A 13,625-nucleotide genomic window follows, 5' to 3' on the forward strand; every position below is an offset into this window, starting at 1 on the left:
CGCCGCCGGCATCCTGAAGACCATGCCAACAGGAGCCGTCGTGAAGCGCAAGGTCCATGTCGTCGGGGTCGGAATGATCCCTTTCTCCAAGCCCGGGGCGAGCGACCCGTACACCGTGATGGGTGCGCGCGCCGCGACGGCGGCGCTGAAGGACGCGGGCGTCGACTACCGCCTCGTGCAGCAGGCCTATGTCGGCTACGTCTACGGCGACTCCACCGCCGGTCAGGCCGCCGTGTATGGCGTGGGGCTGACCGGCATTCCCGTGTTCAACCTCAACAACAACTGCGCCACCGGATCGAGCGCGCTGTTTCTCGCGCGCCAGGCGGTCGAGAGCGGCGCCGTGGAATGCGCGCTCGCGCTCGGCTTCGAGCAGATGCAGCCCGGTGCGCTGAAGGGCGCCTACGACGACCGCCCGTCGCCGGTGGCGCGCTTCGCCGAGACGATGCTTGCATTGCAAGGCTGGGACGACAAGGCGCCGCGTGCCGCACAGTTCTTCGGCGGCGCCGGGCGCTGCTACATCGAGCAGCACGGCACCCGCCGCGACACCTTCGCCCGCATCTCGGTGAAGGCCCGGCAGCACGCTGCGCGCAATCCGTTCGCCGTCTTCCGCAACACGGTGACGCTCGACGAAGTGCTGGCCGCGCCGATGGTGTTCGACCCGCTCACCCGGCTGCAATGCTGTCCGCCGACTTGCGGCGCCGCCGCGGCCGTCGTCTGCTCCGAGGACTTCGCGCGCCGCCACGGGCTGGACATGAGCGTGCGCATCGCGGCGCAGGCGATGACCACCGACACGCCGAGCACCTTCGACGGCGGCGACATGCGACGGGTGGTCGGCTACGACATGACGCGCGCCGCCGCGAGCCAGGTCTATGAGGCCGCCGGCATCGGCCCCGAAGCGCTCGACGTGGTGGAGCTGCACGACTGCTTCACCGCCAACGAGCTGATCAGCTACGAGGCGCTGCAGCTCACGCCCGAAGGCACCGCCGAAAAGTTCATCCTCGACGGCGACAACACCTACGGCGGGCGCGTGGTCACCAATCCCTCCGGCGGATTGCTGTCGAAGGGCCATCCGTTGGGCGCGACCGGGCTCGCGCAATGCGCCGAGCTGGTGTGGCAGCTGCGCGGCCATGCCGAGCAGCGCCAGGTCGAGGGCGCACGGCTGGCGCTCCAGCACAACCTCGGCCTCGGCGGCGCCTGCGTGGTGACCCTGTACGAGAAGGTCCGATGATCGACCGCCGCCACATCGGCCATGCGCTGCCGCCTTTCACCGTGGCGGTCGAAGCCGGCCGCCTGCGCTTCTTCGCCAAGGCGACCGGCAACACCGATCCGGTGTATGTCGACGAGGCCGCCGCACGCGATGCCGGCCACCCGCAATTGCCGGTGCCGCCGACCTTCCTCTTCTGCCTCGAGATGGAGCAGCCGAATCCAGCCGCGATGCGCGAGCTGCTCGGCATCGACTACCGCCGCCTCCTGCACGGCGAGCAGCACTTCCGCTACCACGCGATGGCCTATGCCGGCGACCGGCTGCGCTTCGAGCCGCGCATCGCCGACATCTACGACAAGAAGGGCGGCGCGCTGGAGTTCGTGCGGCGCGAGACGAGGGTCACCCACCAGAACGGGACGCTGGTGGCCGAACTGACCTGCGTGACGGTGGTGCGACATGGTTGAGGTGCCGCGCTACGACGACGTGCAGGTCGGCACCGAGCTGCCGCCGCTGCAGACCGACCCGATCAGCCGCCTGACCCTCGCGCTGTACTGCGGCGCCTCGGGCGATCACAACCCCATCCACGTCGACACCGACTTCGCGCGCGCCGCCGGCATGGACGACGTGTTCGCGCACGGCATGCTGGGCATGGCCTGCCTCGCCCGGGTCGTCACCAGCTGGGTGCCGCAGCAGGCGATACGCATGCTCGGCACGCGCTTCGTCGCGATCACGCATGTCGGCGACCGAATCACCTGCACCGGCAGGGTCGTCGAAAAACTCGGCGATCGGCAGGTGCGGGTCGAGCTCGAAGCGCACGACCAGAGCGGCATCGTGAAGCTGGCCGGCGAGGCCCTCGTGGAGCTCACATGACGCGGCCCGAGCGCTGGGCCGCTCCCGAGCCGGGCCGCATCCCCTCGGGGGATCGGCGGCCGCGTGCGGCGGACGAGGGGCTCACATGACGCGGCCCGAGCGCTGGGCCGCTCCCGAGCCGGGCCGCATCCCCTCGGGGGATCGGCGGCCGCGTGCGGCGGACGAGGGGCTCACATGACGCGGCCCGAGCGCTGGGCCGCTCCCGAGCCGGGCCGCATCCCCTCGGGGGATCGGCGGCCGCGTGCGGCGGACGAGGGGCTCACATGACGCGGCCCGAGCGCTGGGCCGCTCCCGAGCCGGGCCGCATCCCCTCGGGGGATCGGCCGCCGCCTGCGGCGGACGAGGGGCTCACATGACGCGGCCCGAGCGCTGGGCCGCTCCCGAGCCGGGCCGCATCCCCTCGGGGGATCGGCCGCCGCTTGCGGCGGACGAGGGGCTCACATGACGCGGCCCGAGCGCTGGGCCGCTCCCGAGCCGGGCCGCATCCCCTCGGGGGATCGGCCGCCGCTTGCGGCGTACGAGGGGCTGACATGACCACGTGGATGACCGACGACGTCGTCCTGTTCCGCGACAACGTGCGCAAGGTGTTCGAGCGCGAGTTCGCGCCTCTCGAAGAGCGCTGGCGCCGCCAGCACCTGGCCGACCGCAGCGTGTGGCGCCAGGCCGGCGAGATGGGGCTTCTGTGCACCAGCATTCCCGAGGCCTACGGCGGCGGCGGTGGCACCTTTGCACACGAGGCGGTGGTCGCCCATGAGCAAGGCCGCGCGATGGTCAACAGCTTCAGCATCAACGTGCACAGCGGCATCGTCGCGCACTACCTGCTGGCCTGCGGCAGCGAGGCGCAGAAGCAGCGATGGCTGCCGAAGATGGCCACCGGCGAGATCGTCGCCGCCATCGCGATGAGCGAGCCGGGCGCGGGCAGCGACTTGCAGGCGGTGCGCACGAGCGCCGTGCGCGAAGGCGACGAGTACGTCATCGACGGCGCCAAGACCTTCATCACCAATGGCCACCATGCCGACCTGGTCTGCGTGGTCGCGAAGACCGATCCGTCGCGCGGCGCCAAGGGCGTGTCGCTGCTGATGGTGGAGACCGCCGGCCTGCCCGGCTTTCGCCGCGGCCGGCTGCTGGAGAAGATCGGCCAGCACGGGCTGGACACTGCCGAGCTGTTCTTCGACGGCGTGCGCGTGCCGGCGGCCCACCTGCTCGGCGATGAGGAGGGGCAGGGCTTCAGGCAGCTGATGCAGCAGCTGGCGCGCGAGCGGCTGCTGATCGCCATCGGCGCCGTCGGCATGATGCAGCGCGCGATCGACGAGACGCTGGGCTACGTCGCGCAGCGACAGGTGTTCGGAGAGCCGCTGCTGGCGATGCAGAACACGCGCTTCAAGCTGGCCGAGTGCCAGACCGAGGCGACCATCGCGCAGGCCTTCGTCGACGCCTGCATCGAGCGCCAGCTCGCCGGCACGCTCGACGTGCCGACCGCCGCGATGGCCAAGTGGTCGACGACCGACAAGCTGTGCCGCATCGTCGACGAATGCCTGCAGCTGCACGGCGGCTACGGCTACATGACCGAGTACCCCATCGCCCGGCTGTATGCCGACGTGCGCGTGCTGCGCATCCTCGGAGGCGCCAACGAGGTGATGAAGGAGCTGATCGCGCGTTCGATGGAGCGTCAGGCATGACGGGCGGTGGGAGCCTGTGGGACTGCCTCGCGGAGTCGGCGCGCCGCTTCCCCGACAAGCCGGCCGTGCGCTTCTACGGCAGCGTGCTCACGTATGCCGAGCTGGTGCGGCAGGCCGAGACGCTGGCGGGCTGGCTGCAAGGCGAGGCGCAGGTGCGGCAGGGCGATCGCGTGCTGCTCTTCAGCCAGAACTGCCCGCAGTTCATCGTCGCGACCTATGCGGTCCTGCGCGCCGACGCGGTGGTCGTGCCTGTGAACGCGATGTGGACGGCCGAGGAGGTGGCGCATGTGATCGATGACAGCGGCGCTCAGATCGCACTGGTCGCGGCCGAGCTCGCGGACCGCGTGTCGCCCGCCCTGGCTTGCGGGGCGCTGCGTCGCGCGCTGCTCATCGAGTACGCCGATGCGCTCATCGCCGATCCCGAGCTCGACGTGCCGGCCTGGATCGCCGAGCGACCCGCGACCATCCGCCACCCGCGGTTCATGCGGTGGCGCGAGGCACTGGGCGCGCATCAACGTCCGCTGCCGCACCGAGCGGGCGCCGACGACCTTGCCGTGCTGCCCTATACGTCCGGCACCACGGGCCGGCCCAAGGGCTGCATGCACACGCACGGCACGCTGCAGGCGGCCAACCGCGCGGCCGTCTCCTGGCGCAGCCAGACCAGCGAGGCGGTGTTTCTCGGCGTCGCGCCGCTGTTCCATGCGCTCGGCATGCAGAACGGGATGCACTTGCCGCTGATGCTCGGGGCCACCGTCGTGATGCTGCCGCGCTGGGACCGCGCGGCGGCCCTCGCGCTCATCGAGCGCCACCGCGTCACCAGCTGGGCCGCGCCGCCGGCGATGCTGATCGACTTCTTCGCCAACCCGGCCGTCACGCCGGAGAAGGTGCGCAGCATGGTGCTGGTGCACGGCGGCAGCGCCGCGATGCCGCACGCGGTCGCCGAAGCGATGCAGAGCCGCTTCGGCATCACCTACAACGAGGGTTACGGCATGACCGAGACCGCCTCGTTCCTGCATGCCAACCCGCCGCAGCGTCCCAAGCTCGGCTCGCTCGGCGTGCCGGGGCCCGGCGTCGACTCGCGCATCGTCGATCCGGTCACGCTGCAGTCCCTGCCGCGCGGCGAGGTGGGCGAGATCGTCACCCACGCGCCGCAGGTGATGAAGGGCTACTGGAACCAGCCGCAGGCGACCGCCGAAGCCTTCGTCGAAATCGACGGCCTGCGTTTCCTGCGCACTGGCGACCTGGCGTGCATCGACGAGGACGGCTACTTCTTCATGAAGGACCGGCTCAAGCGAATGATCGTGGTCTCGGGCTACAAGGTGTGGCCCGCCGAAGTGGAGAACACGCTGTACAGCCACCCTGCCGTGCACGAGGCCTGCGTGATCGCCACGCGCGATGCGCGCCAGGGCGAGGCGGTGAAGGCGCTGGTGGTGCTCAAGCCCGGCGCATCGTTGGCCGCCGCGGAGCTGGTCGGCTGGTGCCGCCAGGCGATGGCCGTCTACAAGGCGCCGCGCTTCGTTCAGTTCGTCGACCAGCTGCCGAAGTCGAGCACCGGCAAGATCCTGTGGCGCGAGCTGCAGCAAGGGGAGAACATATGACGGATGCAGTCCTTCTCGAGGTCGTGGACGGCGTCGCGACCGTCACGCTGAACCGCCCGGCGCGTCGCAACGCACTCGACGACGAGCTGCGTGCGGGGCTTGCGCAATGCATGGACCGGATCGAGAGCGACCGCGCCGTGCGCGCGGTGGTGCTCGCCGGATCGGACGGCGCGTTCTGCGCCGGCGGCGACCTGCGCGGCATCCGCGCGGCCGAGCTCGACAACGACGGCTGGCGCGAGCGCATGAAGAGCGCGCATGCCTGGCTTTCGCGCCTGCTGAGCCTGGACCGGGCGGTCATCGCCGCGGTGGACGGGCCTGCGTTCGGCGCCGGCTTCAGCCTGGCGCTCGCCGCCGACTTCGTCGTCGCTTCGCCGCGTGCGCGCTTCTGCCTGTCCTTCATGCGGCTCGGCCTGGTGCCCGATTTCGGCGCGTGGCACACGCTGCCGCGCATCGTGGGCGTGCAACGCGCCAAGGAGCTGATGCTGTCGGCACGCGAGGTGCCCGCCGAGGAGGCGAAGGCGCTGGGCATCGTGCTGGAGCTCGTGCCGCAAGACCAGGTGCTGCGGCGTGCGCAGGCGCTGGCAGCCAGCTTCGTGCAGGCGTCGCCGCTGGCGGTGAGCCTGGTCAAGCGCGCGCTTGCCGCGGGTCCCGCCGACCTGCACACGGTGCTCGAGCGGGAGGCCGATGCCCAGGCGCTGTGCTTCGGCAGCGCGGCGCACAAGGCGGCGGTGGGACGATTTCTCGACAAGCAACCGGCCCTCTTTCAGTGGCCGACAGGAGAGTGAGATGAGCAGGATGGTGGAAGACAAGGTGGTCATCGTCACGGGCGCCGGCGGCGGCATCGGGCGCGACATCGCACTGGCGATGGCACGCGAAGGTGCGAAGGTGATCGTCAACGACGTCGGCGCGTCGATGACCGGCGAAGGGCACGACGTGGGCCCGGCGCAGCGCGTGGTCGACGAGATCCGCGCGGCAGGCGGGGAGGCGGCGGCGAATACCGACAGCGTGGCCGACCCGACGGCGGCGAATCGCATCGTGACGGCGGCGCTCGACACCTACGGCCGCGTCGACGCGGTGATCAACAACGCCGGCATCCTGCGGGACCGCTTCTTCCACAAGATGAGCGTCGAAGAGTTCGACGCCGTCATCAAGGTGCACCTGTACGGCAGCTACTTCGTGAGCCGCGCGGCGGCGAACCACTTCAAGGCGCAGGAGTCGGGCGCGTTCGTGCACATGACCTCCACCTCGGGGCTGATCGGCAACTTCGGCCAGGCCAACTACGCGGCGGCCAAGCTGGGGATCATGGCGCTGTCGAAGTCGATCGCGCTCGACATGCAGAAGTTCAACGTGCGCTCCAACTGCATCGCGCCGTTCGCATGGAGCCGCATGATCGGCTCGATCCCCACCGAGACCGAGGCCGAGAAGGCGCGCGTCGAGCGCATGAAGCAGATGACGCCGGCCAAGATCGCGCCGCTCGCGGTTGCGCTGGCGAGCGAGGCGGGCGCCGATGCCACCGGCCAGGTCTTCGCGGTGCGCAACAACGAGATCTTCCTGATGAGCCAGCCGCGCCCGATCCGCTCGGTGCACCGCGGCGAAGGCTGGACGCCCGAGACGGTGGCGCAGCATGCGTTGCCCGCGCTCGCCGGCTCGTTCTACGCGCTGGACCGCTCGTCCGACGTGTTCACCTGGGACCCGGTGTGACGCCATGATCCGCGACCCCGACACCCTGACCGCGCTGCTCGATACCGTGCGCCGCTTCGTGCGCGAGCGGCTGGTGCCCGCCGAAGAGCTTGTCGCCGAGACCGATGCCATCCCCGACGACATCGTGCGCGACATGAAGGCGATGGGACTGTTCGGCCTCACCATCCCCGAGGGGTACGGCGGCCTGGGCCTCACGATGGAGGAAGAGGCGCGGGTGATGATCGAGCTGTGCCAGACCGCGCCGGCGTTCCGCTCGCTGATCGGGACGACGGTGGGCATCGGCTCGCAGGGCATCCTGATGGACGGCACGCCCGAGCAGAAGGAGCGCTGGCTGCCGCGGCTGGCCAGCGGCGAGCTGATCGCCTCGTTCGCGCTCACGGAGCCGGAGGCCGGCTCCGATGCGGCGTCGATCCGCACGCGTGCGCGGCGCGACGGCGACGACTACGTGATCGACGGCAGCAAGCGCTTCATCACCAATGCGCCGGAGGCCGGCATGTTCACCCTGATGGCGCGCACCGACCCGCAGCAGAAGGGCGCGGCCGGGATCACGGCGTTCATCGTCGACGCGAAGACGCCCGGCATCTCGCTGGGCCGGATCGACCGCAAGATGGGGCAGAAGGGCGCCCACACCTGCGACGTCGTCTTCGACGGTGTGCGCGTGCCGGTGGCCAACGTCATCGGCGGCGTCGAGGGGCGCGGCTTCAAGACGGCGATGAAGGTGCTCGACAAGGGGCGCATCCACATCGCGGCGGTGTGCGTCGGCGTGGCGGAGCGGCTGCTGCGCGACACGCTGCACTACGCGATGGAGCGCAGGCAGTTCGGGCAGCCGATTGCCGAGTTCCAGCTCGTGCAGGCGATGCTGGCCGACAGCCGCACCGAGCTGTATGCGGCGCGCACCATGGTGCTCGACGCGGCGCGCCGGCGCGATGCCGGCGACGACGTCAGCACCGAGGCGGCGTGCTGCAAGTACTACGCGTCCGAGATGGTCGGCCGCGTGGCCGACCGCGCGGTGCAGATCCACGGCGGCGCGGGCTATGTGGCCGATCACGGCATCGAGCGCTACTACCGCGACGTGCGCCTCTTCCGCATCTACGAAGGCACCAGCCAGATCCAGCAGATCGTGATCGCGCGCGGCATGGTGAGGGAGGCGACATGAGCACGCCCGAAGCGGCTCACACCGGAGTGCGCAGCACGGAGGTTGCCCCATGACCATGACATTCGACTTCAAGGGCCGCACGGTGTTCGTCGCCGGCGGCAGCAGCGGCATCAACCTCGGCATCGCCGACGCGTTCGCGCGGCACGGCGCTTCGGTAGCCATTCTCAGCCGCTCGGCGGAGCGCATCGCGACGGCGCTCGCGCAACTGCGCGCCCACGGCGGCGCGGCCGAAGGCTACAGCGCCGACGTTCGCGACGCCGCCGCGGTGGCCGATGCGCTGAAGCAGGCACATGCGCGCTTCGGGCCGATCGACGTGCTGGTGTCGGGCGCGGCGGGCAACTTCCTCGCGCCGGCGCTCGGCATGTCGGCCAACGGCTTCAAGACGGTGGTCGACATCGACCTGCTGGGCACCTTCAACGTGCTGCGCGGCGCCCACGAATTCCTGCGCAAGCCGGGCGCGTCGGTCATCAGCATCTCGGCGTCGCAGGCCTTCGTGCCGACGCCGTACCAGGCGCACGTGTGCGCCGCCAAGGCCGGCGTCGACATGCTCACGCGCACGCTGGCGATGGAATGGGGCGGCGACGGCATCCGCGTCAACTCGATCGTGCCGGGGCCGATCGAAGGCACCGAAGGCATACGCCGGCTGGCACCCAACGACGAGGAGCGTGAACGCATGACGGCCCGCGTGCCGCTGCGCCGCTACGGCAGCGTGGAGGACATCGCCGGCATGGCGATGGTGCTCAGCTCGCCGCTGGGCGCCTACATCACGGGGGTGGTGCTGCCGGTGGACGGCGGCATCTCGCTATCGGGGCCGCGCGACTTCGGCGCGGCCTGGGCTGCGACGCGGCGTTAGCGAGATTGGGCCGAAAGGGCTTGCGCGAACGAAGAATGAAGACAAGGACTGACCGATGTATCTGACGCAAGGCTTGCATCGCGCGCTGCAGCGGCATCCGGGCAAGGTCGCCCTGCGCCATCTCGGCGCCCAAGGCGGGCGCGCCTTGAACTTCGCGGAGCTGGTCGACGAGATCGGGCGCGCGGCGGCGGCGCTCCAGGCGCGCGGCGTGCGCGCCGGCGACCGGGTCGCGATGCTGTCGCCGAACAACGATGCGCTCGTCGTTCAGCTGTTCGCCTGCTGGTGGCTGGGCGCGGTGGCGTGCCCGCTGAACGTGCGCTGGAGCGTGGCCGAGCTGCGCCACGCGCTGGGCGATTGCGGCGCCCGGCTGCTGCTGGTCGACGCCTCGCTGGCGCGCGCCACGGGTGAGCTGCAGGACATCGTGGACGCGTTGCCCGCTGCAGCGCTGGCGTCGCAGGCGCAAGACCTCGAGCCGCTGGAAGACAGCCGCAGCGGCGGCGACGCCCTCGCCGCCATCCTCTACACCGGTGGCACGACCGGCCGGGCCAAGGGCGTGATGCTGTCGCACGCAAACTTCTGGTGCGCCTCGATGACGCGCGGCGCCGAGCTGAACAACTCGCCGGACAGCGTCACGCTGCTGGTCGCGCCGATGTTCCACGTTGCCGGGCTGGGGCGGCTGATCGGGCAGAGCATCGTCGGCGGCGGCTGCATCACGATGCCGCAGTTCCGCGCGCCGGCGATCATCGACGCGATCGAGCGTCATGGCGTCACCGACATCATCGTCGTGCCGAGCATGCTGCAGTCGCTGCTCGACGATCCGTCGTTCGATGCGGCGCGCGCGAAGGGCCTGGACCGCATCGCCTTCGGCGCGGCGCCGATGCCGCCGGACCTGCTGGACCGCGCGCTGGCCGCCTGGCCGCATGCCGAGTTCTTCCAGGCCTACGGGCTCACCGAGACGGCGGGCGCGGTGTGCATCAACCTGCCGGCCAACCACACCGCGCAGGCGCGGCAAAGCGGCCGGCTGGCGTCGGTGGGTCGCGCCGGGCTGGGCGCCGAGATCCGCGTCGTCGACGAGCTGGGTCGCGACGTGCCGCGCGGCACGGTGGGCGAGATCGTCGTGCGCGGTCCGATGGTCACGCGTGGGTACTGGGCGCAGCCGGACGCGACCGCCCAGGCGCTGCGCGACGGTTGGTTCCACACCGGCGACGGCGGGCGCATGGACGCCGACGGCTATCTGAGCATCGCCGACCGGCTGAAGGACATGGTGATTTCCGGCGGCGAGAACGTCTATCCGGCGGAGGTCGAGGCCGCCCTGCGCGGCCATCCGGCGGTGGCCGACGCCGCGGTCATCGGCATCCCCGATGCGCGATGGGGCGAGGCCGTGCACGCGGTGGTGGTGCTGCGCGCCTCGCACGCCGGCCGCGAAGCCGCGCTGCGCGATGAGCTGGTGAGCTGGTGCCGGCGCGAGCTCGCGGGCTACAAGTGCCCGCGCAGCATCGAGTTCATCGCCGCGCTGCCTCTGTCGGCCGCCGGCAAGGTGCTGAAGATGCAGTTGCGGGCGCAGGCCCGCCAGGCTGCGGCATGACCCGCGAGGCCGCGGGCACGGCGCGCCGCCATGCCTTCGCCGGCGTGCCGTTCACGCGGCTGCTCGGCGTGCGCCGCGAGTATTCCGAGGGCGGCCGTGCTCGGCTGGTCGTCGATGCGCGGCCCGAGTTCGGCAACGTCATCGGCGCCATGCATGGCGGCATCGTGGCGACCTTGCTCGATGTCGCGATGGCCAGCGCGGCCGTGTCGCAGGTCGATTTCGAGATGACGGCCGTCACGCTTTCGATGAACAGCACCTTCGTCCGGCCGGGGCATGGCCGGCTCACCGCCGACGGCGCCGTGCTGGCCGTGGACGACACCGTGGCCCTGTGCGAGGCCAGCGTGGTCGACGAAGGCGGCCGGCTGGTCGCCCGGGCCATCGGCTCTTTTCGCTACCTGCCGCACCCGACCACAGAGGAGACCCACGATGAGCTTTCGCGATGAGATCCCTTGCACCGGCATCGAGCGGCGCGACGCCCTGATCCGCCTCTTCGCCGCGGCGGCCGCTGCGGCCGGCGTCACGGCGGCACGACCGGCACGCGCCGACGCGTTCCCGAGCAAGCCGATCACGCTGATCCTGCCGTTTCCGCCCGGCGGCTCGTTCGACCCCATCCTGCGCGCGCTGTGCAACGCGGCGGCGCAGGACCTCGGGCAGCCCATCGTGCTGATGCACAAGCCGGGCGGCGGCGGCGTGACCGGAACCGCCAGCCTCACGACGATGAGCGAGAGCGACGGCTACACGATCGCGGTGATGCACAACTCGGTGATACGCCAGCCGCTCCTGATGAAGACCGCATGGCATCCACTGAAGGACTTCAGCTACCTCATCGGTCTGGCCGGGCTGGCCACCGCCGTGAGCGTCGCCGCCGACGCGAAGTGGCAGACGCTGTCCGAGCTGCTGGCCGATGCGAAGGCGCGGCCGGGCGCCATCAGCTGGGGCAACGTCGGTGCGATCAGCGTCAACCGCATCTACGCGGAGCGGCTGGCGAAGGCGGCCGGTGCGCAGTTCAACCTCATTCCGTTCAAGGGCGGCAGCGAGGCGTTCCAGGCGCTGCTCGGCCACCACCTCGACGTCTACGGCGATCCCGGGTTCGGTCCGATGGCGACTTCGGGCAAGGTGCGCTTGCTGGCCACCTTCACCGAGCAGCGCCTGAAGCGCTGGCCGCAGGTGCCGACGGTGAAGGAGCTGGGCCACGATCTGGTCATCGAATCGGCGATCGGGCTGGTCGCGCCGAAGAACCTGGATCCTGCCATCGGCGCCCGCTTGCATGCGGCGTTCAAGAAGGCGATGGACGATCCCGAGTACCGGCGCATGGTGGACGAGTTCGACCTGACTCCGCACTACCGGACGGGGCCGGCGTATCGGGCCTATGCAGAGGCGCAGTTCGCAAGAGAGAAGACGATGCTCGACGAGAGCGGGTTCAAGCCGGAATGAGCGACGCTGCCCTCAGCCAGGCCTCTGCGGAGCGCCCCATTCCCTTCCTTGCGTGGCTGGGCGCGCGGCGCGTCCGCGTGGCCGACGGCGAGGCCGTCGTCGCGGTCGACCTGGTCCCCGAGTTGCTCAACAACCACGGCGGGGGTCACGGCGGGGTGGTGATGACGCTGCTCGACAACGCCATGGCCAATGCGGCGTTGAGCCGCATCGGGTTCGCGCGCGAGGTCGTCACCATCGACATCCACGTCGCCTTCATGAGCCCGGCGACGGGCCGGCTCACGGCGACCGGGCGCGCCACGGGGGGCGGTCGATCGGTCTGCTTCTGCGAAGCGGAAATCACCGATGCCGACGGACGCACCGTTGCGCGGGCCATGGGCACCTTCCGCTATCGCGAGCCCGGCGGCGTGCATCGGAACGAGGAGCGCGGGCTGCGCTGAACCTCGACCTCGTGGACCTTCAGCCCGAGGGAGTCAGCGCCACCGATGACGGTGCACTCGCCGGCGTGCGACCGTGCTCCAGCGCCAGGCCCGCTGCGCGCCAGGCGTCGATGCCGCCCAGCAGCGGACGCACCTGCCTGAACCCGCGCTGCATCAGCTTCTGAGCCACCAGGGCGGCGGACGCCTCGTTGGGACAGGCGCAGTACACCACCACGACGGCGTTCTCGCTCGGCGGGCGCAGGTCATCCGGCCAGTCATGGTGGCCGAACAACATCGCGCCGGGAATGACGCCTTGCGCCTGCTCGTGTGCCGAGCGCACGTCGACCACCAGCGGCGACTCGCCGCGGTCGAGCATCTGCGCCAGCGCGTGGACCGAGATGCGGTCCATGCGCAGGCGCGCATGGAAGCGGTAGCGCCGCCAGGCCCGCGCGGCAACGAAGGCGGCCAGGAATGCCGCCAGCAGGATGAGTCCCCAGCGTCCCATTTCGGCCAGGACGAACAGCACGTCGGCAACGGCCGCGGCGAACACCCAGCCAAGGGCCAGCGCGACGGCGGCCCACAGCGCCGCACCGATCCCGTCGTACACCAGGAAGGCGGCACGACCCACGCCGGTCGACCCCGCCATCGCGGTCGCCACCGACGCGAAGCCGGGGATGAACTTCGCCAGCATCAAGGAGGGGGCGCCCCAGCGGACGAAGATCGCCTCCGTCTGGCGCACGCACCCGTCCTGCGACAGCGACAAGCGGCACAGGGTGCGCAACACCCGGCTGCCGAATCGCTTGCCCGCGGCATACCACAGGCTGTCCGCGATCAGGCTCGCCGCCACCGCGCTGGCGAGAAAGGCGGCAGCCGAATGCGTGCCGGCCGCCGCCAGCGAGCCGGCGACCAGCAAGGCCGGAAAGGCTGGAATCGGCGCGCCCGCCTGCTCGACCAGCACGCAGGCGAAGACGAACAGCACGCCGTACTGGGAGATCAGGTCGAGCAGCGTCGCCATGGTGCGACTTTAGCCGCGTGGGGCGGGCAAACAGCGTGCGTGCGCATTCCCTGGGTTGAGGGCTCGACAACACATGCCGCCAGCCGGATCCTTGCCTCAGGGGACATCGGGCCG

General features: G+C 70.8%; 14 protein-coding genes. 13 read left to right on the top strand and 1 reads right to left on the bottom strand.

Translation table 11 applies throughout. From position 1 onward, the window contains the following. Positions 1 to 40: 40 nt before the first annotated feature. The 13 genes from P7V53_RS02795 (at position 41) to P7V53_RS02855 (ending at position 12,517) form a co-directional block, all read left to right on the top strand. Positions 41 to 1,228, top strand: coding sequence for a lipid-transfer protein (locus tag P7V53_RS02795; protein WP_280153951.1), 1,188 nt, complete (start codon positions 41 to 43; stop codon positions 1,226 to 1,228). Further along, complete coding sequence (locus P7V53_RS02800; protein WP_280153952.1) at positions 1,225 to 1,668, top strand: MaoC family dehydratase N-terminal domain-containing protein; 444 nt, start codon at positions 1,225 to 1,227, stop codon at positions 1,666 to 1,668. The genes P7V53_RS02795 and P7V53_RS02800 overlap by 4 nt, the downstream gene beginning before the upstream one ends. Then, positions 1,661 to 2,074, top strand: coding sequence for a MaoC family dehydratase (locus P7V53_RS02805; RefSeq protein WP_280153953.1), 414 nt, complete (start codon positions 1,661 to 1,663; stop codon positions 2,072 to 2,074). The genes P7V53_RS02800 and P7V53_RS02805 overlap by 8 nt, the downstream gene beginning before the upstream one ends. A gap of 530 nt (positions 2,075 to 2,604) precedes the next feature. Continuing rightward, positions 2,605 to 3,753 (top strand): acyl-CoA dehydrogenase family protein, encoded by a 1,149-nt coding sequence (locus P7V53_RS02810; protein ID WP_280153954.1) that lies wholly within the window; start codon positions 2,605 to 2,607, stop codon positions 3,751 to 3,753. Next, positions 3,750 to 5,351 carry a long-chain-fatty-acid--CoA ligase gene (locus P7V53_RS02815; RefSeq protein ID WP_280153955.1) on the top strand — a complete coding sequence of 534 codons (1,602 nt, stop codon included), beginning with the start codon at positions 3,750 to 3,752 and terminating at the stop codon, positions 5,349 to 5,351. Before P7V53_RS02810 ends, P7V53_RS02815 begins: the two co-directional genes overlap by 4 nt. Further along, a complete protein-coding gene (locus P7V53_RS02820) occupies positions 5,348 to 6,136 on the top strand; it encodes an enoyl-CoA hydratase/isomerase family protein (RefSeq protein ID WP_280153956.1) in 789 nt (262 codons plus the stop codon). Before P7V53_RS02815 ends, P7V53_RS02820 begins: the two co-directional genes overlap by 4 nt. A 10-nt stretch (positions 6,137 to 6,146) precedes the next feature. Continuing rightward, positions 6,147 to 7,052: an SDR family NAD(P)-dependent oxidoreductase gene (locus P7V53_RS02825; RefSeq protein WP_280156419.1), complete on the top strand. Its 906-nt coding sequence runs from the start codon at positions 6,147 to 6,149 to the stop codon at positions 7,050 to 7,052. Between the two features lie 4 nt (positions 7,053 to 7,056). Beyond that, positions 7,057 to 8,208, top strand: a complete 1,152-nt coding sequence (locus P7V53_RS02830; protein WP_280153957.1) for an acyl-CoA dehydrogenase family protein — start codon at positions 7,057 to 7,059, stop codon at positions 8,206 to 8,208. Positions 8,209 to 8,257: 49 nt separating this feature from the next. Further along, entirely contained in the window at positions 8,258 to 9,061 is an 804-nt protein-coding gene (locus P7V53_RS02835) for an SDR family oxidoreductase (protein ID WP_280153958.1), read from the top strand. Between the two features lie 55 nt (positions 9,062 to 9,116). After that, on the top strand, positions 9,117 to 10,646 hold the full coding sequence (locus P7V53_RS02840) for an AMP-binding protein (RefSeq protein ID WP_280153959.1): 1,530 nt from the start codon (positions 9,117 to 9,119) through the stop codon (positions 10,644 to 10,646). Continuing rightward, complete coding sequence (locus P7V53_RS02845) at positions 10,643 to 11,089, top strand: PaaI family thioesterase (protein WP_280153960.1); 447 nt, start codon at positions 10,643 to 10,645, stop codon at positions 11,087 to 11,089. The genes P7V53_RS02840 and P7V53_RS02845 overlap by 4 nt, the downstream gene beginning before the upstream one ends. Then, positions 11,073 to 12,080: a tripartite tricarboxylate transporter substrate binding protein gene (locus P7V53_RS02850; protein ID WP_280153961.1), complete on the top strand. Its 1,008-nt coding sequence runs from the start codon at positions 11,073 to 11,075 to the stop codon at positions 12,078 to 12,080. The genes P7V53_RS02845 and P7V53_RS02850 overlap by 17 nt, the downstream gene beginning before the upstream one ends. Continuing rightward, positions 12,077 to 12,517 carry a PaaI family thioesterase gene (locus P7V53_RS02855; RefSeq protein ID WP_280153962.1) on the top strand — a complete coding sequence of 147 codons (441 nt, stop codon included), beginning with the start codon at positions 12,077 to 12,079 and terminating at the stop codon, positions 12,515 to 12,517. The genes P7V53_RS02850 and P7V53_RS02855 overlap by 4 nt, the downstream gene beginning before the upstream one ends. A gap of 19 nt (positions 12,518 to 12,536) precedes the next feature. On the opposite strand, the gene P7V53_RS02860 is transcribed toward P7V53_RS02855, so the two are convergent. Beyond that, positions 12,537 to 13,511, bottom strand: a complete 975-nt coding sequence (locus P7V53_RS02860) for a rhodanese-like domain-containing protein (protein ID WP_280153963.1) — start codon at positions 13,509 to 13,511, stop codon at positions 12,537 to 12,539. Between the last annotated feature and the right edge of the window lie 114 nt (positions 13,512 to 13,625).

This window comes from Piscinibacter sp. XHJ-5 (genome assembly GCF_029855045.1).
In the GTDB taxonomy this organism is placed as follows: Bacteria; Pseudomonadota; Gammaproteobacteria; order Burkholderiales; family Burkholderiaceae_C; genus Albitalea.